At 64.0% G+C, this 19530-nt stretch carries 18 protein-coding genes; 12 read left to right on the forward strand and 6 right to left on the reverse strand.

The genetic code is table 11. The features are described 5' to 3' along the window. Window positions 1-610: 610 nt before the first annotated feature. Window positions 611-1120: a GAF domain-containing protein gene (locus AC2FNY_RS18830; RefSeq protein WP_496803394.1), complete on the forward strand. Its 510-nt coding sequence runs from the start codon at window positions 611-613 to the stop codon at window positions 1118-1120. On the opposite strand, the gene AC2FNY_RS18835 is transcribed toward AC2FNY_RS18830, so the two are convergent. Continuing rightward, a complete protein-coding gene (locus AC2FNY_RS18835) occupies window positions 1084-2118 on the reverse strand; it encodes an AraC family transcriptional regulator (RefSeq protein WP_496803395.1) in 1035 nt (344 codons plus the stop codon). The two genes, AC2FNY_RS18830 and AC2FNY_RS18835, sit on opposite strands and share 37 nt — an antisense overlap. 116 nt (window positions 2119-2234) lie before the next feature. On the opposite strand from AC2FNY_RS18835, the gene dmdC reads away from it, so the two are divergent. From dmdC to smpB, 3 genes are all read left to right on the forward strand, one after another. Continuing rightward, window positions 2235-4001: a 3-methylmercaptopropionyl-CoA dehydrogenase gene (gene dmdC / locus AC2FNY_RS18840; RefSeq protein ID WP_496803396.1), complete on the forward strand. Its 1767-nt coding sequence runs from the start codon at window positions 2235-2237 to the stop codon at window positions 3999-4001. Between the two features lie 58 nt (window positions 4002-4059). Then, entirely contained in the window at window positions 4060-4863 is an 804-nt protein-coding gene (gene dmdD / locus AC2FNY_RS18845) for a methylthioacryloyl-CoA hydratase (protein ID WP_496803397.1), read from the forward strand. A gap of 65 nt (window positions 4864-4928) precedes the next feature. After that, the gene (smpB, locus tag AC2FNY_RS18850) at window positions 4929-5405 is read left to right on the forward strand and encodes an SsrA-binding protein SmpB (protein ID WP_234139060.1); all 477 of its coding nucleotides are present in this window, start codon (window positions 4929-4931) and stop codon (window positions 5403-5405) included. An 84-nt stretch (window positions 5406-5489) separates the two neighbouring features. Here smpB and AC2FNY_RS18855 read toward each other — a convergent pair whose 3' ends face one another. The 3 genes from AC2FNY_RS18855 to AC2FNY_RS18865 are packed head-to-tail and all read right to left on the reverse strand — an operon-like array spanning window position 5490 to window position 7039. Further along, the gene (locus tag AC2FNY_RS18855) at window positions 5490-5840 is read right to left on the reverse strand and encodes a DUF2794 domain-containing protein (protein WP_234139061.1); all 351 of its coding nucleotides are present in this window, start codon (window positions 5838-5840) and stop codon (window positions 5490-5492) included. 30 nt (window positions 5841-5870) lie between these two features. Then, entirely contained in the window at window positions 5871-6359 is a 489-nt protein-coding gene (locus AC2FNY_RS18860; RefSeq protein ID WP_496803398.1) for a YqfO family protein, read from the reverse strand. Continuing rightward, window positions 6344-7039 (reverse strand): ArsR/SmtB family transcription factor, encoded by a 696-nt coding sequence (locus AC2FNY_RS18865; protein WP_496803399.1) that lies wholly within the window; start codon window positions 7037-7039, stop codon window positions 6344-6346. The genes AC2FNY_RS18860 and AC2FNY_RS18865 overlap by 16 nt, the downstream gene beginning before the upstream one ends. A gap of 148 nt (window positions 7040-7187) precedes the next feature. Between AC2FNY_RS18865 and AC2FNY_RS18870 the strand changes: the two genes are divergently transcribed. The 4 genes from AC2FNY_RS18870 (at window position 7188) to AC2FNY_RS18885 (ending at window position 11755) form a co-directional block, all read left to right on the forward strand. Beyond that, window positions 7188-7682 (forward strand): cytochrome c, encoded by a 495-nt coding sequence (locus tag AC2FNY_RS18870; RefSeq protein ID WP_496803400.1) that lies wholly within the window; start codon window positions 7188-7190, stop codon window positions 7680-7682. 84 nt (window positions 7683-7766) lie between these two features. Beyond that, window positions 7767-9284, forward strand: a complete 1518-nt coding sequence (gpmI, locus tag AC2FNY_RS18875) for a 2,3-bisphosphoglycerate-independent phosphoglycerate mutase (RefSeq protein ID WP_496803401.1) — start codon at window positions 7767-7769, stop codon at window positions 9282-9284. Then, entirely contained in the window at window positions 9281-10417 is a 1137-nt protein-coding gene (locus AC2FNY_RS18880; RefSeq protein WP_496803402.1) for a murein hydrolase activator EnvC family protein, read from the forward strand. Before gpmI ends, AC2FNY_RS18880 begins: the two co-directional genes overlap by 4 nt. A 6-nt stretch (window positions 10418-10423) precedes the next feature. Continuing rightward, a complete protein-coding gene (locus tag AC2FNY_RS18885) occupies window positions 10424-11755 on the forward strand; it encodes a S41 family peptidase (RefSeq protein ID WP_234139067.1) in 1332 nt (443 codons plus the stop codon). A gap of 93 nt (window positions 11756-11848) precedes the next feature. Here the strand turns inward: AC2FNY_RS18885 and AC2FNY_RS18890 are convergent, their stop codons facing one another. Next, window positions 11849-12226 carry a hypothetical protein gene (locus tag AC2FNY_RS18890; protein ID WP_234139068.1) on the reverse strand — a complete coding sequence of 126 codons (378 nt, stop codon included), beginning with the start codon at window positions 12224-12226 and terminating at the stop codon, window positions 11849-11851. A gap of 11 nt (window positions 12227-12237) precedes the next feature. Next, complete coding sequence (locus AC2FNY_RS18895; RefSeq protein WP_234139069.1) at window positions 12238-12999, reverse strand: DUF6478 family protein; 762 nt, start codon at window positions 12997-12999, stop codon at window positions 12238-12240. A 249-nt stretch (window positions 13000-13248) separates the two neighbouring features. Here AC2FNY_RS18895 and AC2FNY_RS18900 point away from each other — a divergent pair, with 249 nt between their 5' ends. The 4 genes from AC2FNY_RS18900 to AC2FNY_RS18915 are packed head-to-tail and all read left to right on the forward strand — an operon-like array spanning window position 13249 to window position 19522. Continuing rightward, window positions 13249-16365 carry an ABC transporter transmembrane domain-containing protein gene (locus tag AC2FNY_RS18900; RefSeq protein WP_496803403.1) on the forward strand — a complete coding sequence of 1039 codons (3117 nt, stop codon included), beginning with the start codon at window positions 13249-13251 and terminating at the stop codon, window positions 16363-16365. Continuing rightward, window positions 16358-17248 carry a CPBP family intramembrane glutamic endopeptidase gene (locus AC2FNY_RS18905; RefSeq protein WP_496803404.1) on the forward strand — a complete coding sequence of 297 codons (891 nt, stop codon included), beginning with the start codon at window positions 16358-16360 and terminating at the stop codon, window positions 17246-17248. The genes AC2FNY_RS18900 and AC2FNY_RS18905 overlap by 8 nt, the downstream gene beginning before the upstream one ends. A 58-nt stretch (window positions 17249-17306) precedes the next feature. Further along, a complete protein-coding gene (gene accD / locus AC2FNY_RS18910) occupies window positions 17307-18251 on the forward strand; it encodes an acetyl-CoA carboxylase, carboxyltransferase subunit beta (protein ID WP_496803405.1) in 945 nt (314 codons plus the stop codon). After that, window positions 18248-19522 carry a bifunctional folylpolyglutamate synthase/dihydrofolate synthase gene (locus AC2FNY_RS18915; protein ID WP_496803406.1) on the forward strand — a complete coding sequence of 425 codons (1275 nt, stop codon included), beginning with the start codon at window positions 18248-18250 and terminating at the stop codon, window positions 19520-19522. The genes accD and AC2FNY_RS18915 overlap by 4 nt, the downstream gene beginning before the upstream one ends. Window positions 19523-19530: the final 8 nt, after the last annotated feature.

Below are 19530 nucleotides of genomic sequence, written 5' to 3' on the forward strand. Positions count from 1 at the left end.
CACTCTATCATCGGGCATAAACCCTAAGAGCGCGATATACAGACATTCAATCCGTCGAAACGAACCAAACCGCCCACATATCTCTTCAGTCATCCATCAATGTCAAACAGCGCGAGACAAAAAGCCAACACGTAGCACCAAATCTTTCTGGCGCAAACCGCGTCGACCTCACCTCATTTTTTATTTCGAAGTCCGTGGCCGAGGCCGCTCGCTCCGTCCAACCCTGCCTCAGCAGCGCCGGTGAGGGGCTATCTACGTTCTCCTCCCGGGACCCGCAACCCCAATTTCACAAAAATCTCACAAAACAGGCAAATATCTTATTTTTTACATCTAATTCAATTACTTATCTTACTCGCAAATAGCGCTGCAGAGCCTGCTGACCCTATCCACAGTCGCCCGTGTGGTCCGGTGCCCGGCAGAATTTTCAAGGTGTACGCTATATATAGTGGTCCATCATGAGAGCGCCACCATTTGCCCGGAGGAAGGGTCGTGAATCGAGTCGCCGATTCAGTCAGGTCATCAGGGCATATCACGTGACCCGGGCTGGAATCGCCCCTAACCACTGCTCTGACATCCTTCACAGGTCCCTGCATCGGGAATGAGCAACTGCATGATAGAGACAGACCTTCGGACCTTCGCCAACTGCCTGGCCCTGGCGGCGGATGGCACCGGGGCGCTGGACGCGCTCTGCCGACTTGCGCAATCCCACGCTCCGGCCCGGCTGTTCACGATCACGCTGATCGACCTTGATGCCGGTCAGGCGCTGCGGGTCTATTCCAACATGCCCCAGAGTGATCCGGTTTCGGGCCGCAAACCCGTTACGCGGGATGCCTGGTTTCGGCAGGTGATCGAAGGGCAATGCAGCTTTGTCGCCAATAGCGGGGCCGAGATCGCCGCCGTGTTCCCCGATCAGCCGCTGATCGCATCGCTGGGCTGTGATGCGGTGGTCAATCTGCCCGTCGTGCTGGGCGGCAGAACGGTGGCCACGGTAAACCTGCTCGACCAGACACAGAGCTATCCCGCCATGGTGCTGGCACGGATCGAAACTGAGTTGCGTCTGCCGGCCATGGCAGCGCTTGCCGTCTATAACGTGTTGGAGGGGTCCGCCCCCGACCGGTAAGAGCGGGGGGTCGAACCGGTCCAACGGCGGAACGCCCGGTGAAAATTCGCCGCCGAGGAGAACCCCACATCCTGCGAGATCTCCTCGATGCTCTTGCGGCCCTCGCGCAGGTCGCGGATGGCAATGTCGCGGCGCAGTGCGTCCTTGATCGCCTGAAAGCTGGTTCCGTCCTCTTCCATCCGCCGGGTCAGGGTGCGCCTGCTCATGCCCAACGCCTGCGCCGTGTCGGACAGGGAACAGCCGACCCAGTCGGAACGAAACAGAAAGGCGCGCACCCGCAACGACTGGCTGTGCTCGTGATAGCTGGTGAAGATCCAGTCGCGCGGCGCCCGCGCCAGAAAGGCATCCATCTCGGCGCTGCTGCGTGTCTGTGGCGGCGACAGTTGCGCCAGATCAAAGGACAGGCCCGAGGCCGAAGCGTCGAAATGCACCGGTGCGGGAAAGATCACCGAATAATCCTGGGCAAAGCTCGGGCGGTCAAAGGCGAAATGCACCGCCCGCACCGGAACCTCGTGCCCGGCCAGCCAGGATAGCAGCCCGTGCGCCAGTTTCAGGATCAGCATGTGACCAAAGCGCTGCACCTGGTCATCGCCCTGCGGCAGCAGCATCAGGTCGATCTGCGCAGCGCCGGTACGTAACTCGAACTGGAAATCATCCAGAAGCAGGTTCCAGAAGGTCGAAAACCGGTGCAGTGCCGAGGGCAGCGAGCCGCTTTCCCGCACCGTGGCCAGCAGATGTTGCAAGGTCCGATGGCGGATCGGGCGACTCCATAATCCGGTCATCTCGTCGCCGGTCTCGACAGCGGCGATCTTGTAGAGGCGCACGATCTGGTCCAGCGTCACCCGCGCGCCGGGCTGGTCATGGATCGCCCCCAGCCCCGATCGCTCCAGAAAACTGGCCATCTCGGCCTCGGCCGAGCAGCGGCGCAACGCCGACAGCCAATCCTCGATAAACGGCTGCGACACGGTCGCCAGGCTGGCGGTATCCGGTCTGCGCATGGTCCGGGCCCCTCAATGGTTTGGCGCGATCGGAAAGGAATTTGTCTCACAATGACGTTGATCGCAAGTTTCGGCTCCTCTAGCTGGCACATTGAAACAGGAATGGAGAATTGGGAATGACCTATCAGGCGCCGGTCCGTGACATCATGTTCGCCATCGAACACCTCTCGCAATGGCCACAGGTCGAAGCGCTGCAACCCTATTCCGAGATCGAGCTGGACGATGCCCGCGCCGCGCTGGAAGAGTTCGGCCGTTTCTGCGCCGAGATGATCGCCCCCCTTTCCACCATCGGCGACACCGAGGGTGCGCGGCTGGAAAATGGCCGGGTCGTCCTGCCCGAGGGTTACAAGGCCGCCTATGACCAGTTCGTCGAAATGGGCTGGCAAAGCCTTAGCCACCCGACCGAACATGGCGGCATGGGCCTGCCCAAGGTGGTTGGCGCCGCCGCGACCGAGATCGTCAACAGCGCCGACATGAGCTTTGGCCTCTGCCCGCTGCTGACCAACGGCGCCATCGACGCGTTGTCGATCACCGGGTCCGAGGCACAAAAGGCATTCTATCTCGACAAGCTGATCACCGGGCGCTGGTCGGGTACCATGAACCTGACCGAGCCGCAGGCGGGCAGTGACCTGAGCCGGGTGCGCTGCAAGGCGGTACCGCAGGATGACGGCACCTATGCGATCAGCGGCACCAAGATCTTCATCACCTTTGGCGAACATGACCTATCGGAAAACATCGTGCATCTGGTACTGGCCCGCACCCCTGACGCGCCCGAAGGGGTGCGCGGGCTGAGCCTGTTCGTGGTTCCCAAACTGCTCGAAGGTGAGGGCGGCGAGACCGCACTGCGCAACACGCTGGGCTGCGTCAGCCTGGAGCACAAGCTGGGCGTGCGCGCCAGCCCGACGGCCGTGATGGAATACAACAATGCCACCGGCTATCTGGTGGGCGAGGAGAACAGCGGCCTGCGCTACATGTTCATCATGATGACCTCGGCCCGCTATGCGGTGGGTGTGCAGGGTGTTGCGATTGCCGAACGCGCCTATCAGCATGCGCTGGCCTATGCCCGTGACCGGGTACAAAGCCGACCCGTAGATGGCTCGGCCCAGGATGCGGTGCCGATCATCCAGCACCCCGATGTCCGCCGGATGCTGCTGCGGATGCGGGCCCTGACCGAGGGTGGCCGCGCGCTGGCCATTGCCACCGGTGGCTGGCTCGACCTGGCCGAACATGGACCCGAAGCGGTGCGTGCCGAGGCGCAGTCCATGGCCGAATTCCTGGTGCCGCTGGTCAAGGGGTTCTGCACCGAGCGCGCGGTCGAGGTCGCCTCGCTGGGTGTCCAGATCCACGGCGGCATGGGCTTTATCGAGGAAACCGGCGTGGCGCAATTCTATCGCGATGCCCGCATCCTGCCGATCTACGAGGGCACCACCGCCATTCAGGCCAATGACCTGCTGGGTCGCAAGGTGCTGCGCGATGGCGGCCGTACCGCGCGCCGCTTTGCCGAGATGATCGCCGCGACCGAGGGTGAGCTGTCCAACGGTGGCGCGGCAGCGCAACGGATCGCCCAGCGCCTGGCCGAGGCTCGCCTGGCCTTTACCGCCAGCCTCGACCATCTGTTGGCAACCGCCGGGCAGGACCCCAACCGCGCCTATGCCGGCAGCGTGCCCTTTCTGATGCTGACCGGCAATCTGGCCACAGGCTGGCAGCTTGGCCTGTCGGCGCTGGCCGCCGAGGCCGAATTGGCCAAGGGCGGCGATGCCGAATTCCTGCAGGCCAAGATCGCCACCGCCGATATCTTTGCCCAGCAGGTGCTGGTCGAATGTGCCGCCGAGCACAGCCGCATCACCGATACCGGCGACAGCCTGCTGACCGCAACACTCTGATCCAGAACCCGATACCGGCCCGCAAACCGGGCCCGCCCCCATTCGAAAGGACATGCCCGTGACCCAGGATATAACTTCCGGCTATACCAACCTCGACCTCGACCTGCGCGACAATGGCGTCTGCATCGTGACGCTGAACCGCCCGACCAAGCGCAACGCACTGGATGTCGCCACCATCGAAGAGCTGGTCACCTTCTTCAGCACGGCTCATCGCAAGGGCGTGCGCGCCGTGGTGCTGACCGGTGCAGGCGATCATTTCTGCGCCGGTCTCGACCTTGTCGAACACTGGAAGGCCGACCGCAGCGCGGACGATTTCATGCATGTCTGCCTGCGCTGGCACGAGGCGTTCAACAAGATGGAATATGGCGGTGTGCCGATCATCGCCGCGCTTCAGGGCGCCGTTGTCGGCGGCGGTCTGGAACTGGCCAGCGCCGCCCATATCCGGGTGATGGACCAGAGCACCTATTTCGCCCTGCCAGAGGGCCAGCGCGGTATCTTTACCGGGGGCGGCGCCACGATCCGCGTGTCGGACATGATCGGCAAATATCGGATGATCGACATGATCCTGACCGGCCGTGTCTATCAGGGACAAGAGGCCGCCGATCTGGGTCTGGCACAATACATCACCGACGGGTCGAGCTTTGACATGGCGATGGAACTGGCCAACAAGATCGCGGGCAACCTTCCGCTGACCAACTTCGCTATCTGTTCCGCGATCAGCCACATGCAGAACATGTCCGGGTTGGACGCCGCCTATGCCGAGGCCTATGTCGGCGGCATCGTCAACACCCAGCCCGCCGCCCGCGAACGGCTGGAGGCATTCGCCAACAAGACCGCAGCGCGCGTGCGCCCCAACAGCTGAAACCAGCCGCCCTTGCACACAGGCGCGCTTGCAAGGGCGGCCCAAGCCGCCTACATCTGCGCCCCATGGCCAAGAAGAACTCAGACCCCAACTACAAGGTGATCGCCGAAAACCGGCGGGCACGGTTCGATTACGCGATCGAGTCCGATCTCGAATGCGGCATCATTCTGGAGGGGTCCGAGGTCAAGGCGCTGCGTGCGGGCGGCACCAACATCGCCGACAGCTATGCCGCCGTGGAAAACGGCGAGTTGTGGCTGGTGAACGCCTATATCCCGCCCTACGAGCAGGCCAAGATGTTCAAGCACGAGGAACGGCGGCGGCGCAAGCTGCTGGTCTCGCGCAAGGAACTGGCCAATCTGTGGAACGCAACCCAGCGCAAGGGCATGACACTGGTGCCGCTGGTGCTCTATTTCAATCACAAGGGCATCGCCAAGATGAAGCTTGGCATCGCCAAGGGCAAGAAGATCCACGACAAGCGCGAGACCGAGGCCAAGCGCGACTGGAACCGGCAGAAACAGCGCCTGCTCAAAGACAACGCCTAGGCGCCACGCAGGCAAAAGCTGAGACGCTTCTTTCTGGTCGCAAATACTCCCGCCGGAGGCATCCCCGGCTCGAATGCAGAATAATCAGTCCGGGTTGACCACCCGGATCAGCTTGCGCTCCAGCACCCGCAGCACCGATTTCAGGTCCTGCCCCCGCTTCAGCACCTGCCCGTCCATTCCGACCACCGCGTACATGCCCTGACGGTTGCGCAGGCGCGGACGTTTCTCGATCCGGTAAAGGGGATGTTCGGCAGTCCGTCGAAAGACAGAGAATACGGCCATGTCGCTCAGCATCGAAATGCCGTAGTCGCGCCATTCTCCCGCAGCAACCATGCGCCCGTATAGACCAAGGATGACGGCCATTTCGCGTCTGTCAAAGGCAACCTGCGCCGGGGCCTGACCGGCAGAGAACGGGCTGGGAGGCGACATGTTCATACGCCCAGCTTGCCGGAAATCGCGGGCAAATCAAGCCTGTCGCGACACAGTTCCCTGTGATTGGGGTGGCCCGGCCACATCGCGGCGATGTGTGTCCGGCACCCAGTCAGCCGCCTCGCGGTTCCAGAACCGGTTCGAATTATCCTCGTCCAAGCCCCGGATATGACAGGTTCGCAGAGCCGGAACCACCAGAACCACAGGCTCCTCATAGGGGTGAACATGATAGATCGCGTTCAGCACTGCGTCGAGCCGCGCGGCATCCCCCGACAGAAAAAACGAAAGCTCCAGACAGGGCACGCTCACCGCATCGGCGGTGGGCGCATTGGCGCCGCCGGGCAGCGAGCGGAAGCTCTGTTGCCCCGGGGCGGCAAAGGTCACCCGGTCATAGTCGCCCCAGACCAGCGGGTCCTGGGCGATTACCGCCGCGATCACCCTAGGGCAATCCGGCTCGGGCACCTGCACCAGCACCCGCCAGCCTGTCTGGGTCGTGAAGCGGTCGGATGTCAGTGCCGGCAGCATGTTCCGCCTTCCCATCTGATGCCGAGGATCTGGCGCAACGCTGCTGCACCGGCGGGTGTCACATCCAACCCGCGCTCACCCCGGAGACGCCGAAGCCAATTCGCCGCCAGCGCATGAGACAGCATCTCGCGCCCCACCGGCCCCGCCACATGTGACAGCCGCTCGGTCCAGTCCAGACAGGGCCGTGCCAGCGGCGCGCGCCCGGTGAGGGTCACGCCCAGCTTGCCCCAACGCTCGGAGGGAATGACCCGGTATTGCGCCCCGTCCGGCACAAGATCGCCCTGATCCAACAACGCCTGGGTAATCGCGACACCCAGCCGCCCGGCAAGATGGTCATAACAGCTGCGCGCCTCAAGCATCTTGAGCCGCGCGCCCTTGCGCTGTTGCGCGCGATAAAGGTGATCGCTGGGCGCCAGCGCCGAAAGGGTTTCCAGCGCATCGGCCACGTCGGGCCCGGCAATCCGGTGATACAGGCACCGCCCGCTGCGGGTGGCCCGGATCAGCCCCGCCTCCTCCAGCCGGCGCAGATGCGCGGTGGCGGTCTGCGGGGTGACGCCAGCGGCGCTGGCCAGTTCCTTGTTGGTATAGGCGCGGCCGTCCATCAGCTCGCACAGCATCCGCGCACGGCTGGAATCGGCAAGGGCGGCGCCCAGGATATCGAGACGGGGTGTCAGGGTCATGCGAACAGACTAGCCGCAAGCACGGCAGGCCCGACAGCAAAAACGCTTCGCCAGCGGGCTGAGGGAATTCGCCAGGTTTAACCACCCGGTAACCTGCCGCACCGATGCTGGAGCCGCGACAGAGCCAACAAGCAGAAAGGGCTGGCTCATGCCCCGACCGATCCAGACCGATATGTTGCGCCGTCTCTTCAGGCGATTGTGCCTGTTGGGCGCTCTGCTGGTCTGCCTGCCCTTGCTTTCGGGTTTGCCACCTCTGGGCGCCGATGAGCCGGTGGTCCGGGACGAGGCGGTGCTCGCGCGTCAGGCCACCATGCGCCAGGCCAAGGCAACGCTTGGGGTGCTGATGGACATGATCGCCCAGCGCCGCCGTTTTGACCGGCCTACGGCCCGCGCGGCACAGGCGGATCTGGTCGACGTGCTCGATACGCTGCCCGAACGCTTCTCGGAACCTCATATGGACAGGCACAGCCGCGCGCGCAGCCTGATCTGGCAGGACTGGGGCCAGTTTTCCGCCTTGGCCCAGGCCGCCGCGCGCGCCGCGCGCGACCTGCGCCCCAACACTCTTCCGGCGCTGCGCCGCAGCCTGCCGGATCTGATGGCCACATGTCTGGCCTGCCACCGGCACTATCGCCGTGAACGCTAACGTCCCGACTGCGCGGAAAAAGACGGTTCACCCCCCGCCGGGCACAGGATAGAAGGCAGCCAGAGCAGTTGCCGGAGTCCGAACATGAGCGCCCCCAAACCCGTCGTCCTGTGCATTCTCGATGGCTGGGGCCTGTCCGACGACAAGACCGCAAACGCGCCCTATCTGGCAAAGACCCCGACATTCGACATGATCATGACCAGGGGGCCGCATGCCCGGCTGATCACCCATGGTCCGGATGTGGGCCTGCCCAGCGGCCAGATGGGCAATTCTGAAGTGGGACACACCAATATCGGCGCGGGCCGGGTGGTCGCCATGGACCTTGGACAGATCGACCTGGCGATCGAGGACCGCTCGTTCTTCGACAATGCCGCCCTGCGCGACTTCATCGGCGCGACCAAGGCCTCGGGCGGCACCGCGCATCTGATGGGGCTGGTCTCGGATGGCGGTGTACACGGACATCTGAACCATATCGTCGCCGCAGCGCAGGCAATCACCGAGTCCGGGGTACCGGTGGCCCTGCACGCCATAACGGACGGGCGCGACGTGGCCCCGAAATCCGCCTACGGCTATATGGCCGAGCTGGAAGACCGCCTGCCCCAGGGCGCCCGCATCGTCACTGTTACCGGGCGTTATTTCGCGATGGATCGCGACAATCGCTGGGAGCGCGTGCAGGAGGCTTATGACGCGATGATCAAGGGCGAGGGGCGTCGCGTCACCTCTGCCCATTCGGCCATCGACCACGCCTATAACCAGTCGGAAACCGACGAATTCATCACCGCCTCGGTGCTGACCGGCTATGAGGGGGTACAGGATGGCGACAGCCTGTTCTGCCTCAATTTCCGCGCGGATCGGGCCCGCGAGATCCTGCGTGCCATCGGCGAGCCGGGCTTTGCCGATTTCGACACCGGGCCCCGCCCCGCGCTGTCGGCGCTGCTGGGCATGGTCGAGTATTCGGACGGCCACAATGCCTATATGACCACCGTGTTTCCCAAGCGCGACATCGTCAACACGCTGGGCGCCTGGGTGGCGCAACACGGCTTGCGCCAGTTCCGTCTGGCCGAAACCGAGAAATATCCGCATGTCACCTTCTTCCTCAACGGTGGCAAGGAAGACCCGGAACCGGGCGAGGATCGTTTCATGCCGAAATCGCCCAAGGTGGCGACCTATGACCTGCAACCCGAGATGAGCGCCCCCGAGGTGACCGACAAGTTCGTCGAGGCGATCGGCGCGGGCTATGATCTGATCGTCACCAATTACGCAAATCCCGACATGGTCGGCCATACCGGCGACCTGAAAGCCGCGATCAAGGCCTGCGAGGCGGTGGATCAGGGCCTGGCACGGGTCATCGACGCGCTGGAACGGGCCGGCGGCGCCATGATCGTCACCGCCGATCACGGCAATTGCGAGATGATGATCGACCCCGAAACCGGTGGACCCCATACCGCCCACACGCTGAACCCGGTGCCGGTGGCACTGGTCGGCGGCCCGGAGGGCGCGACCCTGCGCGATGGGCGGCTCAGCGATCTGGCCCCCACCGTGCTGGCGTTGATGGGCCTGCCCAAACCGCCCGAAATGACCGGAGAGAGCCTGATCACATGATCCGCCGAACCGCGCTTTTGCTGTCTCTCATGCTCTGGTCCACCATGGCCCCGGCCGAAGGTGACCCTGCCGAGGCGGCACAGGCGGCAGCGCGAATGCTCGAAGAGGCCTCGGTCGCGCTGGCCGAGGCGGAAAGCGCCCGCGACCGCGTACGCGCCCTGACCGGCACCGTGCAGGCCTACGAGGCGGGGCTGGCCGCAATGCGCGACGGGCTGCGCCGCGCCTCGGTCCGCGAGGGGCAACTGGCCGCGGAACTGAATGCGCGCGAGGGTGAGGTGGCGCAGCTTCTCGGGGTACTCCAGACCATCGAAACCGCGCCGCCACCAGTGCTGATGCTGCACCCGTCGGGCCCCTTGGGTGCCGCGCGTTCGGCGATGACCCTGGCCGAGATGACCCCGGAATTGCAGGCCCGCGCCAACGCGCTGGCGCGTGACCTGACCGAGGTGCGAACCCTGCGCGCGCTGCAACAGAACGCCGCGAGCACCCTGCAAGAGGGGTTGACCGGCATCCAACAGGCGCGGGCAGAGCTGAGCCAGGCCATCGCCGACCGCACCGATCTGCCGCGGCGGTTCACAGAGGACCCGGTCCGCACCGCCATCCTTGTCTCGTCCACCGAAACGCTCGAAGGGTTCGCCAGCGGGTTGTCCGAGATCGCCGATGGCGAGATCGCCGCCTCTTCGGCTGATATCTCGGCCCTGAAGGGCCAGCTTCCCCTCCCGGTACAGGGGGTTCTGCTGCGCCGTGCCGGACAGGCAGATGCCGCCGGTATCACGCGAGAGGGAATCATCGTGGCGACCCGTCCCCGCGCGCTGGTCGCCACGCCCACCGCCGCGACGATCCGCTATCGTGGCCCGCTGCTTGACCTCGGCAATGTCGTGATCCTTGAACCGCAGCCTGATCTGCTGATCGTGCTTTCCGGCCTGCAAGAGGTCTATGGCGCAGCGGGTGAGGTGGTTCCGGCGGGTACGCCTGTGGGCCTGATGGGCGGTGCAACGCAGGAAATCGGCGCGATTCTGTCAACAAGCGGTGATGGCTCTGGTACAGAGCGATCAGAAACGCTCTATATAGAGGTCAGAGAGGGCGACAGCCCGGTGGACCCGGAAACGTGGTTCCAAACCGACAAGGATGGATAGACGAGCATGAAAAAAGTCGTTTTGGCCGGACTGGCCGGGACTCTGGCAGGGATCATCGCCACAACCCAAGTCGCCGGACCGCTGGTCGCACAAGAGGCAAAGGCAAATTCCAACGTGTACGAGCAGCTCGACCTGTTCGGCGACATTTTTGAGCGTATCCGCGCGCAATATGTCGAAGAGGTCGATGCAGGCGAATTGATCGAGGCAGCCATTGACGGCATGCTTACCTCGCTCGACCCGCATTCCAGCTATCTCTCGCCCGATGACGCGGCGCAGATGCGGGTGCAGACCCGAGGCGAGTTCGGGGGCCTGGGTATCGAGGTCACCCAGGAAGAAGGTTTCGTCAAGGTCGTGTCGCCCATCGACGGCACCCCCGCCGATGAGGCCGGGATCGAGGCGGGCGATTTCATCACCCATGTGGATGGCGAAAGCGTGCTGGGCCTGACCCTGGACAAGGCGGTCGACCTGATGCGCGGACCGGTGGGCAGCGAGATCGTGATCACCGTGGTACGTGAGGGCGAGGACGAGCCGTTCGACGTCTCGATCATCCGCGACACCATCAAACTGACCGCCGTGCGCGCCCGCACCGAGGGCACCAGCGTGGTGCTGCGCGTGACCACCTTCAACGACCAGACCTATCCCAACCTCGAAGAAGGGCTCGCCAAGCAGGTCGAAGCCGCGGGCGGCATCGACAAGGTGAACGGCTTCGTGCTTGACCTGCGCAACAACCCCGGCGGTCTGCTGACGCAGGCGATCAAGGTATCGGATGCCTTCCTCGACAGCGGTGAAATCGTGTCTACGCGCGGTCGCAACCCCGAAGACGGCGAGCGGTTCAACGCCACACTTGGCGATCTGGCCCAGGGCAAGCCGGTCGTGGTGCTGATCAATGGCGGTTCGGCCTCGGCCTCGGAAATCGTGGCCGGCGCCTTGCAGGACCATCGCCGCGCCATCGTGGTAGGGACCAAGAGCTTTGGCAAGGGATCGGTGCAGACGGTAATGCCGCTGCGTGGTGACGGCGCCATGCGCCTGACCACCGCACGCTACTACACGCCGTCTGGCCGCTCGATCCAGGCACTGGGTGTCAGCCCCGACATCGTGGTCGAGCAACCGCGCCGCCAACCCGAAGCCGAGGAAGAGCGGGTCACGCCGCGCTCGCGCTCGGAGGCCGATCTGCGCGGACGCCTGAACAATGACAGCCTGAGCGAGGATGAGATCCGCCAGATCGAGGAAGACCGCGCCAAGGCCGAGGCTACTGCCGAACTGCGGCAAGAGGACTATCAGCTGGCCTATGCCATCGACATCCTCAAAGGTCTCTCGGCGTTCGCCCCGGCAGACTGATCCGAGCAGACCAGACATCACGGCCGCATCACCTTCCGGTGGTGCGGCCGTTTTCGGTTAGGCTCCTACCGAATGCGCAGCTGTGTGCTGAGGTCAACCTGTCTCCAGGCAGTGCCTGCGAAAGGCGCGCTTGAGCATGTCAAGCTCAGCACGCAGCAGTTCCACCTCGGCGCGCAGATCATCGGGAACGGATTCGCCCGCGATCAGGGTAAAGTCACCCAGCTTCGTCTCGGTTTCACCATCGACAATCAGAAAGGTTTGCACCCCATCGGCGACGGCATAGTCCGGAACCGGGATCGTCAGGGTCCAGAAGCTGCTGTCGGTGCCCTCCACCAGCTCCACATCCGGGACTGGCAGATCAAGATGGGTGACCAGGATGTTGGGGCGTTTGCCGGTTGTGGGGGCACCGGTCAGCCGCCCCTCCCACACACCGTTGCGCAGGCGGATCTTGGTCAGGGTCAGGTCGCTCATTCTGTCACCTCTCACAGGGCCGCGCGCCGATGGCGGCAGAATGTCAGGTCGCGCAGAATGACCTGATTCATCTCGGGCGCTTCAAAGATCAGGTCCAGCCAGATCTTCTCGATCCGTTTCTCGTTCAGCCGCGAATAGGCCAGATCGAATTCCACCATCACATCCTGTTCGTGCAACGGCAATTCACGCACGATCTGTTCGGTATTGGGGCCGTGGCGGATGTTGAGACGGGCAAAGATCTCCAACGGTTTCTCGCTTTCGATGATGGTATCGACCCGCAGCAGATGCGCCCGCGTCATCCCCTCTGTCGCCGTATCAGGCAGGTCGATCACAAGCGAAAGGAACGAACCGTCGAACTTGAAAACATCCATGCGCAACCCGTAGGGCGCCAGGTCAGCCTCACGCAGGTTACGCAGCTGGCGCAGGGTCAGCTCGGAGAATTCGCAATCATGAAACAGCGTCACCTCGCCCCCCAGGGTCGACCGCGTCGGTACCGAGGACAGACCCGGTGATGCCAGCGGCCCTCGCCACAGCTCGGGACGCCAGGACCAGTCGGTCCCATGCGGCTTGGGAAAGAAGGACGAGCCGATCAGAGGCAATGCCAGCCGCCCGTCGGCCACGTTGATAAGCCGGTCCAGATGGGTGCGCAGGTCGCGCGCCCGGTTGCGCTGGCGACGCAGCTCGGACAAGGGGGTGGACAGCGCATTGCGGGCAGCCCGGCGCCAGCGCCGCATCTCCCGCAGATGAAACAATCTGTCCAGAACCCTGCCCATTCCCGTCCGCCGCTATTGGTGTCGCGCTGTTTTCTCTGTTTAGCGAAAGGATGTTAACTAAATAAACCCAATAACTCGATCCCTTGGGAAAAATTCTTGTTATGGAAACAATTCGCCGTCCAGCCGCGGCGACCCCTCGCGGGGGCTACCTTGTAATCGGGCCGGTCAGTGCTTACCGTCCAAAGGGCGGCCAGGGTCGCACAGTCGGCATCAAAGTCGTTCAGGGTCAGCCGCGGCAAGAGGTGGGTGATGGAGCCCAGTTTGTTTTCCTTCATCTGGAAACATTCGAAACGCCAGCAGATTGCGTTGCTGGCGCTGACGGTGATCTCTTTTCCCTTTCTTTACGCCACGCTCGAACTGCCCAAGCGGATCATCAACGATGCCATCGGCGCACAGGTTGACCGGATCGACCTTTGGGGCGTCGAACTGAGCCAGATCGAGTACCTGTTCGCGCTCTGCCTTGCCTTTCTCGCGATGGTGGTCCTCAGCGGGCTGATGAAGATGAAGATCAACACCATGAAAGGGGTGTTGAGCGAGCGGATGCTGCGCCGCCTGCGCTATCAGCTGATCGCGCGGATGATGCGCTTTCCACGCGCTTACTACACGAACACCAGTCAGGGAGAGTTGGTGTCGATGATCACCTCCGAGGCCGAGCCGATGGGCGGTCTGATGGGGGATGCGGTGGCGCAACCAGTGTTCCAGGCCGGCCAGATGCTGACCATCGTGACCTTCTTGTTCATGCAGAATGTCTGGTTCGGGCTGGCCTCGGTGGCGCTGATCCCGCTTCAGGCCTGGCTGATCCCGCGCCTGCAGCGGCAAATCAACCTGCTGAACAAGGCCCGCATCCAGCAGGTGCGCCGCCTGAGTTCCGAAATCGGAGAAAGTGCGGCCGGTATCGCCGATCTGCGCACCAATGGTGGCTGGCGCTATCGGCTGGCACAGATCACCGACCGGCTTGGGCGGCTCTACGATATCCGGTTCCGGATCTATCAGAAGAAATTCTTCATGAAGTTCCTGAACAACCTGATCTCGCAGATGACCCCGTTCCTGTTCTATTCGGTGGGTGGCTATCTGGCGATCAAGGGCCAGATCACGGTGGGCGCTCTGGTGGCGGCACTGGCGGCCTACAAGGACCTGTCCAGCCCGTGGAAAGAGCTGCTGACCTATTACAACCAGGTGCAGGACATGTCGCTGCGCTGGCAGGTGGTGACCGAACGCTTTGCCCCTCAGGGCATGATACCGGCTGATCTGTTCGATGGGGAACCTGATGAGGTGCCGCGTCTGAACGGCACCATCGAGTTGCGCGACGTGACGGTGCACGATCAGGATGGAAATACCATTCTTGAAGATATCGACCTGACAATCCCACCCGGCGCGCGGGTGGCGATCCGCTCGGACCGGCCTGCCGAACGGGCGGCTCTTGCCCAGCTCCTGACGCGCGAGATCTTGCCCAGCAGGGGCGAAGTGGTGATCTCGGGCCATCCCCTCAGCACGCTGCACCAGACGGTGATCGCCGCCCGGATCGGCTATGCCCATTCGCGCCCGTATCTGTTCGACGGCACACTGGGTGACAACCTGCTGATGCCGCTGCGCACCCGGCCGCAGACCGACCCCTTGGCGCCTGCCAGGCCGGACCGCCGGCTGGTCGAGGCGGTCCAGGCCGGCAACAGTGGCGATACGCTGGATGTCGACTGGGTCGACCCGAGCCTCGCGGGGCTGACCGACGGCGACCAGATCCGCGACTGGTGGTTCCAGCTGGTCGAGGCGATGGGCCTGGACGAATTCATGTTCCGCCGCACGCTGCGCAGCCGGATCGACCCGCGCCTGCATGAGAGCCTCACCGCCGAGATTGTCGCCCAGCGCGACATCGTTGCGCGCCGCCTGTCCGAACGGGGGCTGGCCGCGATGGTACACCGGTTCGACCCGGACCGTTTCAACCCCGCGGTCCCGCTGGGGGGCAACCTGCTTTTTGCCGCCCCGGCGCGCGAGATATCGCAAGAACAACTGATCGGTGACGGACGTTTCATCCAGATGCTTCGGGACGAAGGTCTGGCCGACGAGGCAATGGAAATGGCGCTGGGTGTGGTGGCAACCCTGCGCCAGACCTTTGGGCGCGACGGGACCCAGCACCCGCTGTTCCGGCGCATGGGTATGGAGGACGCGGTCTATCTCCGCCTGCTCGACATTGCCGACCGCCACGCCTCCGGCGGCGTCGAGGCGTTGTCCGACGAGGAACGCGCTCAGCTGATGACCGTGCCATTTCTGTTGACCGCCGAGCAGATCGGCCCCGCCTTCCCCGAGGAGTACAAGGACAAGATCCTTGCCATCCGCCGCGACCGTGCCAGCCGTCTGCGCACGCTTGTGGGCAGCGATTTCGTCGCCGTGGATCCACAGGTCTATATCCCCCGGCTGACGGTTCTGGAAAACGCGCTTTTTGGGCGGGTCTCGATTGTTGCGGGCGCCCAGGCCGAAGCAATCGAGGACACGGTCGCCGAAGTGCTGGCCGAGGCGGGACTGCGCCGCCGTATTGCCGCGCTGATCTATGACATGCCCGCCGGTCTGGGCGGCGCCAACCTGCCAACGGTGTTTCAGGAGCGCGCCGCGTTTTCCCGCGCCAGCATCAAGCGTCCCGATATCCTGATACTGGACAATGCGCTGGCCAGCCACGACTCCGAAAGCCGCCTACGGACAAGGCAGCGGCTGCGCGAGTTGTTGCCCCGTGCCATCATGATCTTCATGGAAGACAGTTTCGCCAATCCCGAAGCCTACGACCTCTTTGTCGAGATCAAGCACGGCCGCATCGACGGCGTGACCAGGGCCAAGCCAGACCTTGCCGCCGGTGCCACCGCCGATCTGGACCGCAAACTGAAGATCATCGCCGCGACACCGCTCTTTGCGCGGTTGGATGCCCGCAACCAGCGGTTACTGGCCTTTTCGGCGCAATGGTATCGGGCGCAGGCTGGACAGGTCATCTTTTCCAGCGGACAGACCGCCGACGCCGCATATCTTTGTCTGTCGGGTCGGGCCGCGCTGCGCTGGCCCGAGGATGCTCCGGGCGAGCGGCCCATAACACTGATCGAACCGGGCCGACTGATCGGCGATCTGTCTATCATCACGCGCCAGCCGCGCCCGATGGACCTGATCGCCGAAACCGAAAGCCGGTTCCTGCGTATCGGTGCCGAGGAGTTTCGCGCCGTCATCGAACACGATGCCGGTGTCTCGCTGCATCTGTTGCAAACCGTGGCAGGACATCTGGTCGAAGCCGGCGACATCCTGCGCGCGGCACGGATCAATATCACCGACTTCACCGGCCAATCGCTCCGCCCGGCACCGCTCCCGAACGGCGGGAAGGAGCCCGATGCCTGATCGCCGCACCTATGCCCCGCATGAACAACTGGTCGCGCCGGGGCGGGCCCGGCCGGAACTGTGGCGACTGATCGCCGGGCTGATCGCCATCGGGGTCATCGTGATGGGCGCCAATATGGTGCTCTACGGGTTGGTCAACATGCTCGCCAGCCCGGAATGGTCTGCCGGCTTCACCAGTGGCACCACGGCCGATGGGCTGTTGGTGCTGCTGGCCAGTTTCGGCTTTGTCATCCTGGGCGTTGGCATCGCCGCACGGCTGTTTCAACACCGCGCACCGCTGGGTATCATCGGCCCGCCTCGTCTGGCGTTGCAACAGTTCTGGCGAGTGTTTCGCCTGCTGCTGGTGCTGGGGGCGCTGCTCTTGATCCTGCCCCCCTATGACATGGGCGCGCCGCTGAAAGAAAACCTGCCGCCGGGGCGTTGGCTGTTGTTGCTGCCGCTGTCGATCCTGGCGCTGCTGATCCAGACCGGAGCAGAGGAGGTCTTGTTTCGAGGCTATGTGCAACAGGCGCTGGCGGCGCGCTTTCGTTCGGCGCTGATCTGGATGGTGCTGCCCTCGGTCCTCTTTGCCCTTGGTCACTATCTGCCCGAAGAGGCAGGCGCCAACGCGCTGCCCATCGCGCTGTGGTCCGGGGTGTTTGCTATCCTTATGGCCGACATCACTGCGCGGGCCGGGACATTGGGTCCAGCGGTCGCACTGCATCTGTTCAACAACATGATCGCCCTGCTGATCGTCTCGTTGCCTGACAGCCTGTCGGGCCTGTCGCTTTATATGCTGCCCTATTCGATGGCCGATGCCGAGCATCTGCGCGTCTGGCTGGCTGTCGATTTCGCCACCATGTTCGTTACCTGGCTGCTGGCCCGGCTCGCCTTGCGACGCTGATTGCATTTCCGCGCACATCACCTTATTTGACGCGGGTGCAGCATCACGGGGAGTCCACATGAACTGGATCACGAATTACGTCCGGCCGCGGATCAACTCGATCTTCTCCCGGCGCGAAGTGCCCGAGAACCTCTGGCAGAAATGCGACGAGTGCGGAACGATGCTGTTCCACCGCGAGTTAGCGGATAACCTGAATGTCTGCACCCAATGCGGCCATCACATGCAGATCACGCCGCGCGCCCGGTTCCAGGCGCTGTTTGACGGCGGCATCTTTACCGAGGTCGAGGTGCCCGAGCCGGTCGCCGACCCGCTGCATTTCCGCGACCAGAAGAAATATCCCGAACGGATGAAGGCGGCCCAGAAAGGGACCGGCGAGAAAGAGGCGATGCTGGTCGCCACCGGCGAGATCGGTCGCACACCAATCGTGGCCGCGGCACAGGATTTCTCGTTCATGGGCGGGTCCATGGGCATGTATGTCGGCAACGCCATCATCGCGGCGGCACAAAAGGCGGTCGACCTGAAGCGCCCGCTGATCCTGTTCTCGGCCGCTGGCGGCGCCCGCATGCAAGAGGGCATCCTGAGCCTGATGCAGATGCCGCGCACCACCGTGGCGGTGCAGATGCTGAAAGAAGCGGGCCTGCCCTATATCGTTGTACTCACCCATCCGACCACGGGCGGGGTGACCGCGTCCTATGCCATGCTGGGTGATGTGCATATCGCCGAGCCCAACGCGCTGATCTGCTTTGCCGGGCCGCGCGTGATCGAACAGACCATCCGCGAAACGCTGCCCGAAGGGTTCCAGCGCGCCGAGTACCTGCTGGATCACGGCATGCTGGACCGGGTGATCAAGCGCACCGACCTGCGCGACGAGCTGATCACCGTCACCCGCATGTTGCTGAACTTGCCACCCGCGGTGCGCGGCGACCTGCCCGCGCCCGAGGCAGCGTCGCCCGAGGCAAAAAAGACACAAACCGCCACCCCCGAGGCACCAGCCAAATCATGACCACTCCCGGCTCCGACCTCATCCTGCAACGGATGATGGCGCTGCACCCCAAGATCATCGACCTGACGCTGGATCGGGTCTGGCGCCTCTTGGCTGCGCTCGACAATCCGCAAGACCGTCTGCCACCGGTGATCCATATCGCCGGAACCAATGGCAAAGGCTCGACCCAGGCGATGATCCGTGCCGGGATCGAGGGCGCGGGGTTGAGTGCGCATGCCTATACCTCGCCGCATCTGGCCCGGTTTCACGAACGTATCCGGGTGGCCGGAGAGCTGATTTCTGAACCCGACCTGGTGACCGTTCTGGACGAATGTTACGCCGCCAATGGCGGCGAAACGATCACCTATTTCGAGATAACCACCTGCGCGGCCCTCTTGGCCTTTGCCCGCAGGCCCGCCGATTACACGCTGCTCGAGGTCGGTCTTGGCGGCCGCCTTGACGCCACCAATGTGATCGCGCGCCCGGCACTGTCGATCATCACCCCGATCTCGATGGATCACGAACAGTATCTCGGCGACACGCTGGCCAAGATCGCCGGTGAAAAGGCCGGGATCATCAAGCGCGGCGTTCCGGTTGTTGTCGGCCCCCAGCCCGACGAGGTGCTGGAGGCGATCGAGGCCACCGCCGCCCGGCTTGGTGCGCCTGTCCTGGCTCATGGCCAGCACTGGCATGTGCGTCAGGAGCGCGACCGCCTGGTATTCGAGGATGAAACCGGCCTGTGTGACCTGCCGCTACCCAACCTGCTGGGCGCTCATCAGATCGAGAATGCCGGCGCGGCGCTGGCGGCGCTGCGTCACCTGAACCTGGGTGAGGCCGCCTGCGAGGCTGCCGTCACCCGCGCGCATTGGCCCGCCCGGATGCAGCGGCTGAAAACCGGCCCGCTGGTTCAATCCGCGCCCCAGGCCGAGCTCTGGCTTGACGGTGGTCATAACCCCGCCGCCGGTGTGGCGCTGGCCGCTCTGCTGGCCAGCCGGCCCGGACGCCCCACCCATCTGATCTGCGGCATGCTCAACACCAAGGACGTGACCGGATATCTGCGCCCGCTCAGCGCCCAGGCGGGCAGTCTCACCGCCGTGTCGATCCCGGGCGAGGCAAACACGCTGAGCGCCGAACAGACCGCCGCCGCCGCCCAGTCGGTCGGGTTGGCCGCAAGCACCGCACCGGACGTGGCCACCGCGCTTGCCCGCATCGTCGCGGTGGAACCCGACGCGCGCGTCCTGATTTGCGGCTCGCTCTATCTGGCCGGAAACATCCTGCGCGAAAACGGCTGAGGCTTCAT

The organism is Ruegeria sp. BHSC223 (genome assembly GCF_059613025.1).

Excerpts from the sequence above, each read along its gene's own strand:
- AC2FNY_RS18880 (WP_496803402.1), top strand. The coding sequence starts at position 9,281 with ATGATCCGCCGAACCGCGCTTTTGCTGTCTCTCATGCTCTGGTCCACC.
- AC2FNY_RS18865 (WP_496803399.1), bottom strand. The coding sequence starts at position 7,039 with ATGACCCTGACACCCCGTCTCGATATCCTGGGCGCCGCCCTTGCCGAT.
- AC2FNY_RS18830 (WP_496803394.1), top strand. The coding sequence starts at position 611 with ATGATAGAGACAGACCTTCGGACCTTCGCCAACTGCCTGGCCCTGGCG.
- AC2FNY_RS18915 (WP_496803406.1), top strand. The coding sequence starts at position 18,248 with ATGACCACTCCCGGCTCCGACCTCATCCTGCAACGGATGATGGCGCTG.
- smpB (WP_234139060.1), top strand. The coding sequence starts at position 4,929 with ATGGCCAAGAAGAACTCAGACCCCAACTACAAGGTGATCGCCGAAAAC.
- AC2FNY_RS18900 (WP_496803403.1), top strand. The coding sequence starts at position 13,249 with ATGGAGCCCAGTTTGTTTTCCTTCATCTGGAAACATTCGAAACGCCAG.
- AC2FNY_RS18885 (WP_234139067.1), top strand. The coding sequence starts at position 10,424 with ATGAAAAAAGTCGTTTTGGCCGGACTGGCCGGGACTCTGGCAGGGATC.
- gpmI (WP_496803401.1), top strand. The coding sequence starts at position 7,767 with ATGAGCGCCCCCAAACCCGTCGTCCTGTGCATTCTCGATGGCTGGGGC.
- AC2FNY_RS18905 (WP_496803404.1), top strand. The coding sequence starts at position 16,358 with ATGCCTGATCGCCGCACCTATGCCCCGCATGAACAACTGGTCGCGCCG.
- dmdC (WP_496803396.1), top strand. The coding sequence starts at position 2,235 with ATGACCTATCAGGCGCCGGTCCGTGACATCATGTTCGCCATCGAACAC.
- AC2FNY_RS18890 (WP_234139068.1), bottom strand. The coding sequence starts at position 12,226 with ATGAGCGACCTGACCCTGACCAAGATCCGCCTGCGCAACGGTGTGTGG.
- AC2FNY_RS18860 (WP_496803398.1), bottom strand. The coding sequence starts at position 6,359 with ATGCTGCCGGCACTGACATCCGACCGCTTCACGACCCAGACAGGCTGG.
- AC2FNY_RS18855 (WP_234139061.1), bottom strand. The coding sequence starts at position 5,840 with ATGAACATGTCGCCTCCCAGCCCGTTCTCTGCCGGTCAGGCCCCGGCG.
- AC2FNY_RS18870 (WP_496803400.1), top strand. The coding sequence starts at position 7,188 with ATGCCCCGACCGATCCAGACCGATATGTTGCGCCGTCTCTTCAGGCGA.
- AC2FNY_RS18835 (WP_496803395.1), bottom strand. The coding sequence starts at position 2,118 with ATGCGCAGACCGGATACCGCCAGCCTGGCGACCGTGTCGCAGCCGTTT.
- accD (WP_496803405.1), top strand. The coding sequence starts at position 17,307 with ATGAACTGGATCACGAATTACGTCCGGCCGCGGATCAACTCGATCTTC.
- AC2FNY_RS18895 (WP_234139069.1), bottom strand. The coding sequence starts at position 12,999 with ATGGGCAGGGTTCTGGACAGATTGTTTCATCTGCGGGAGATGCGGCGC.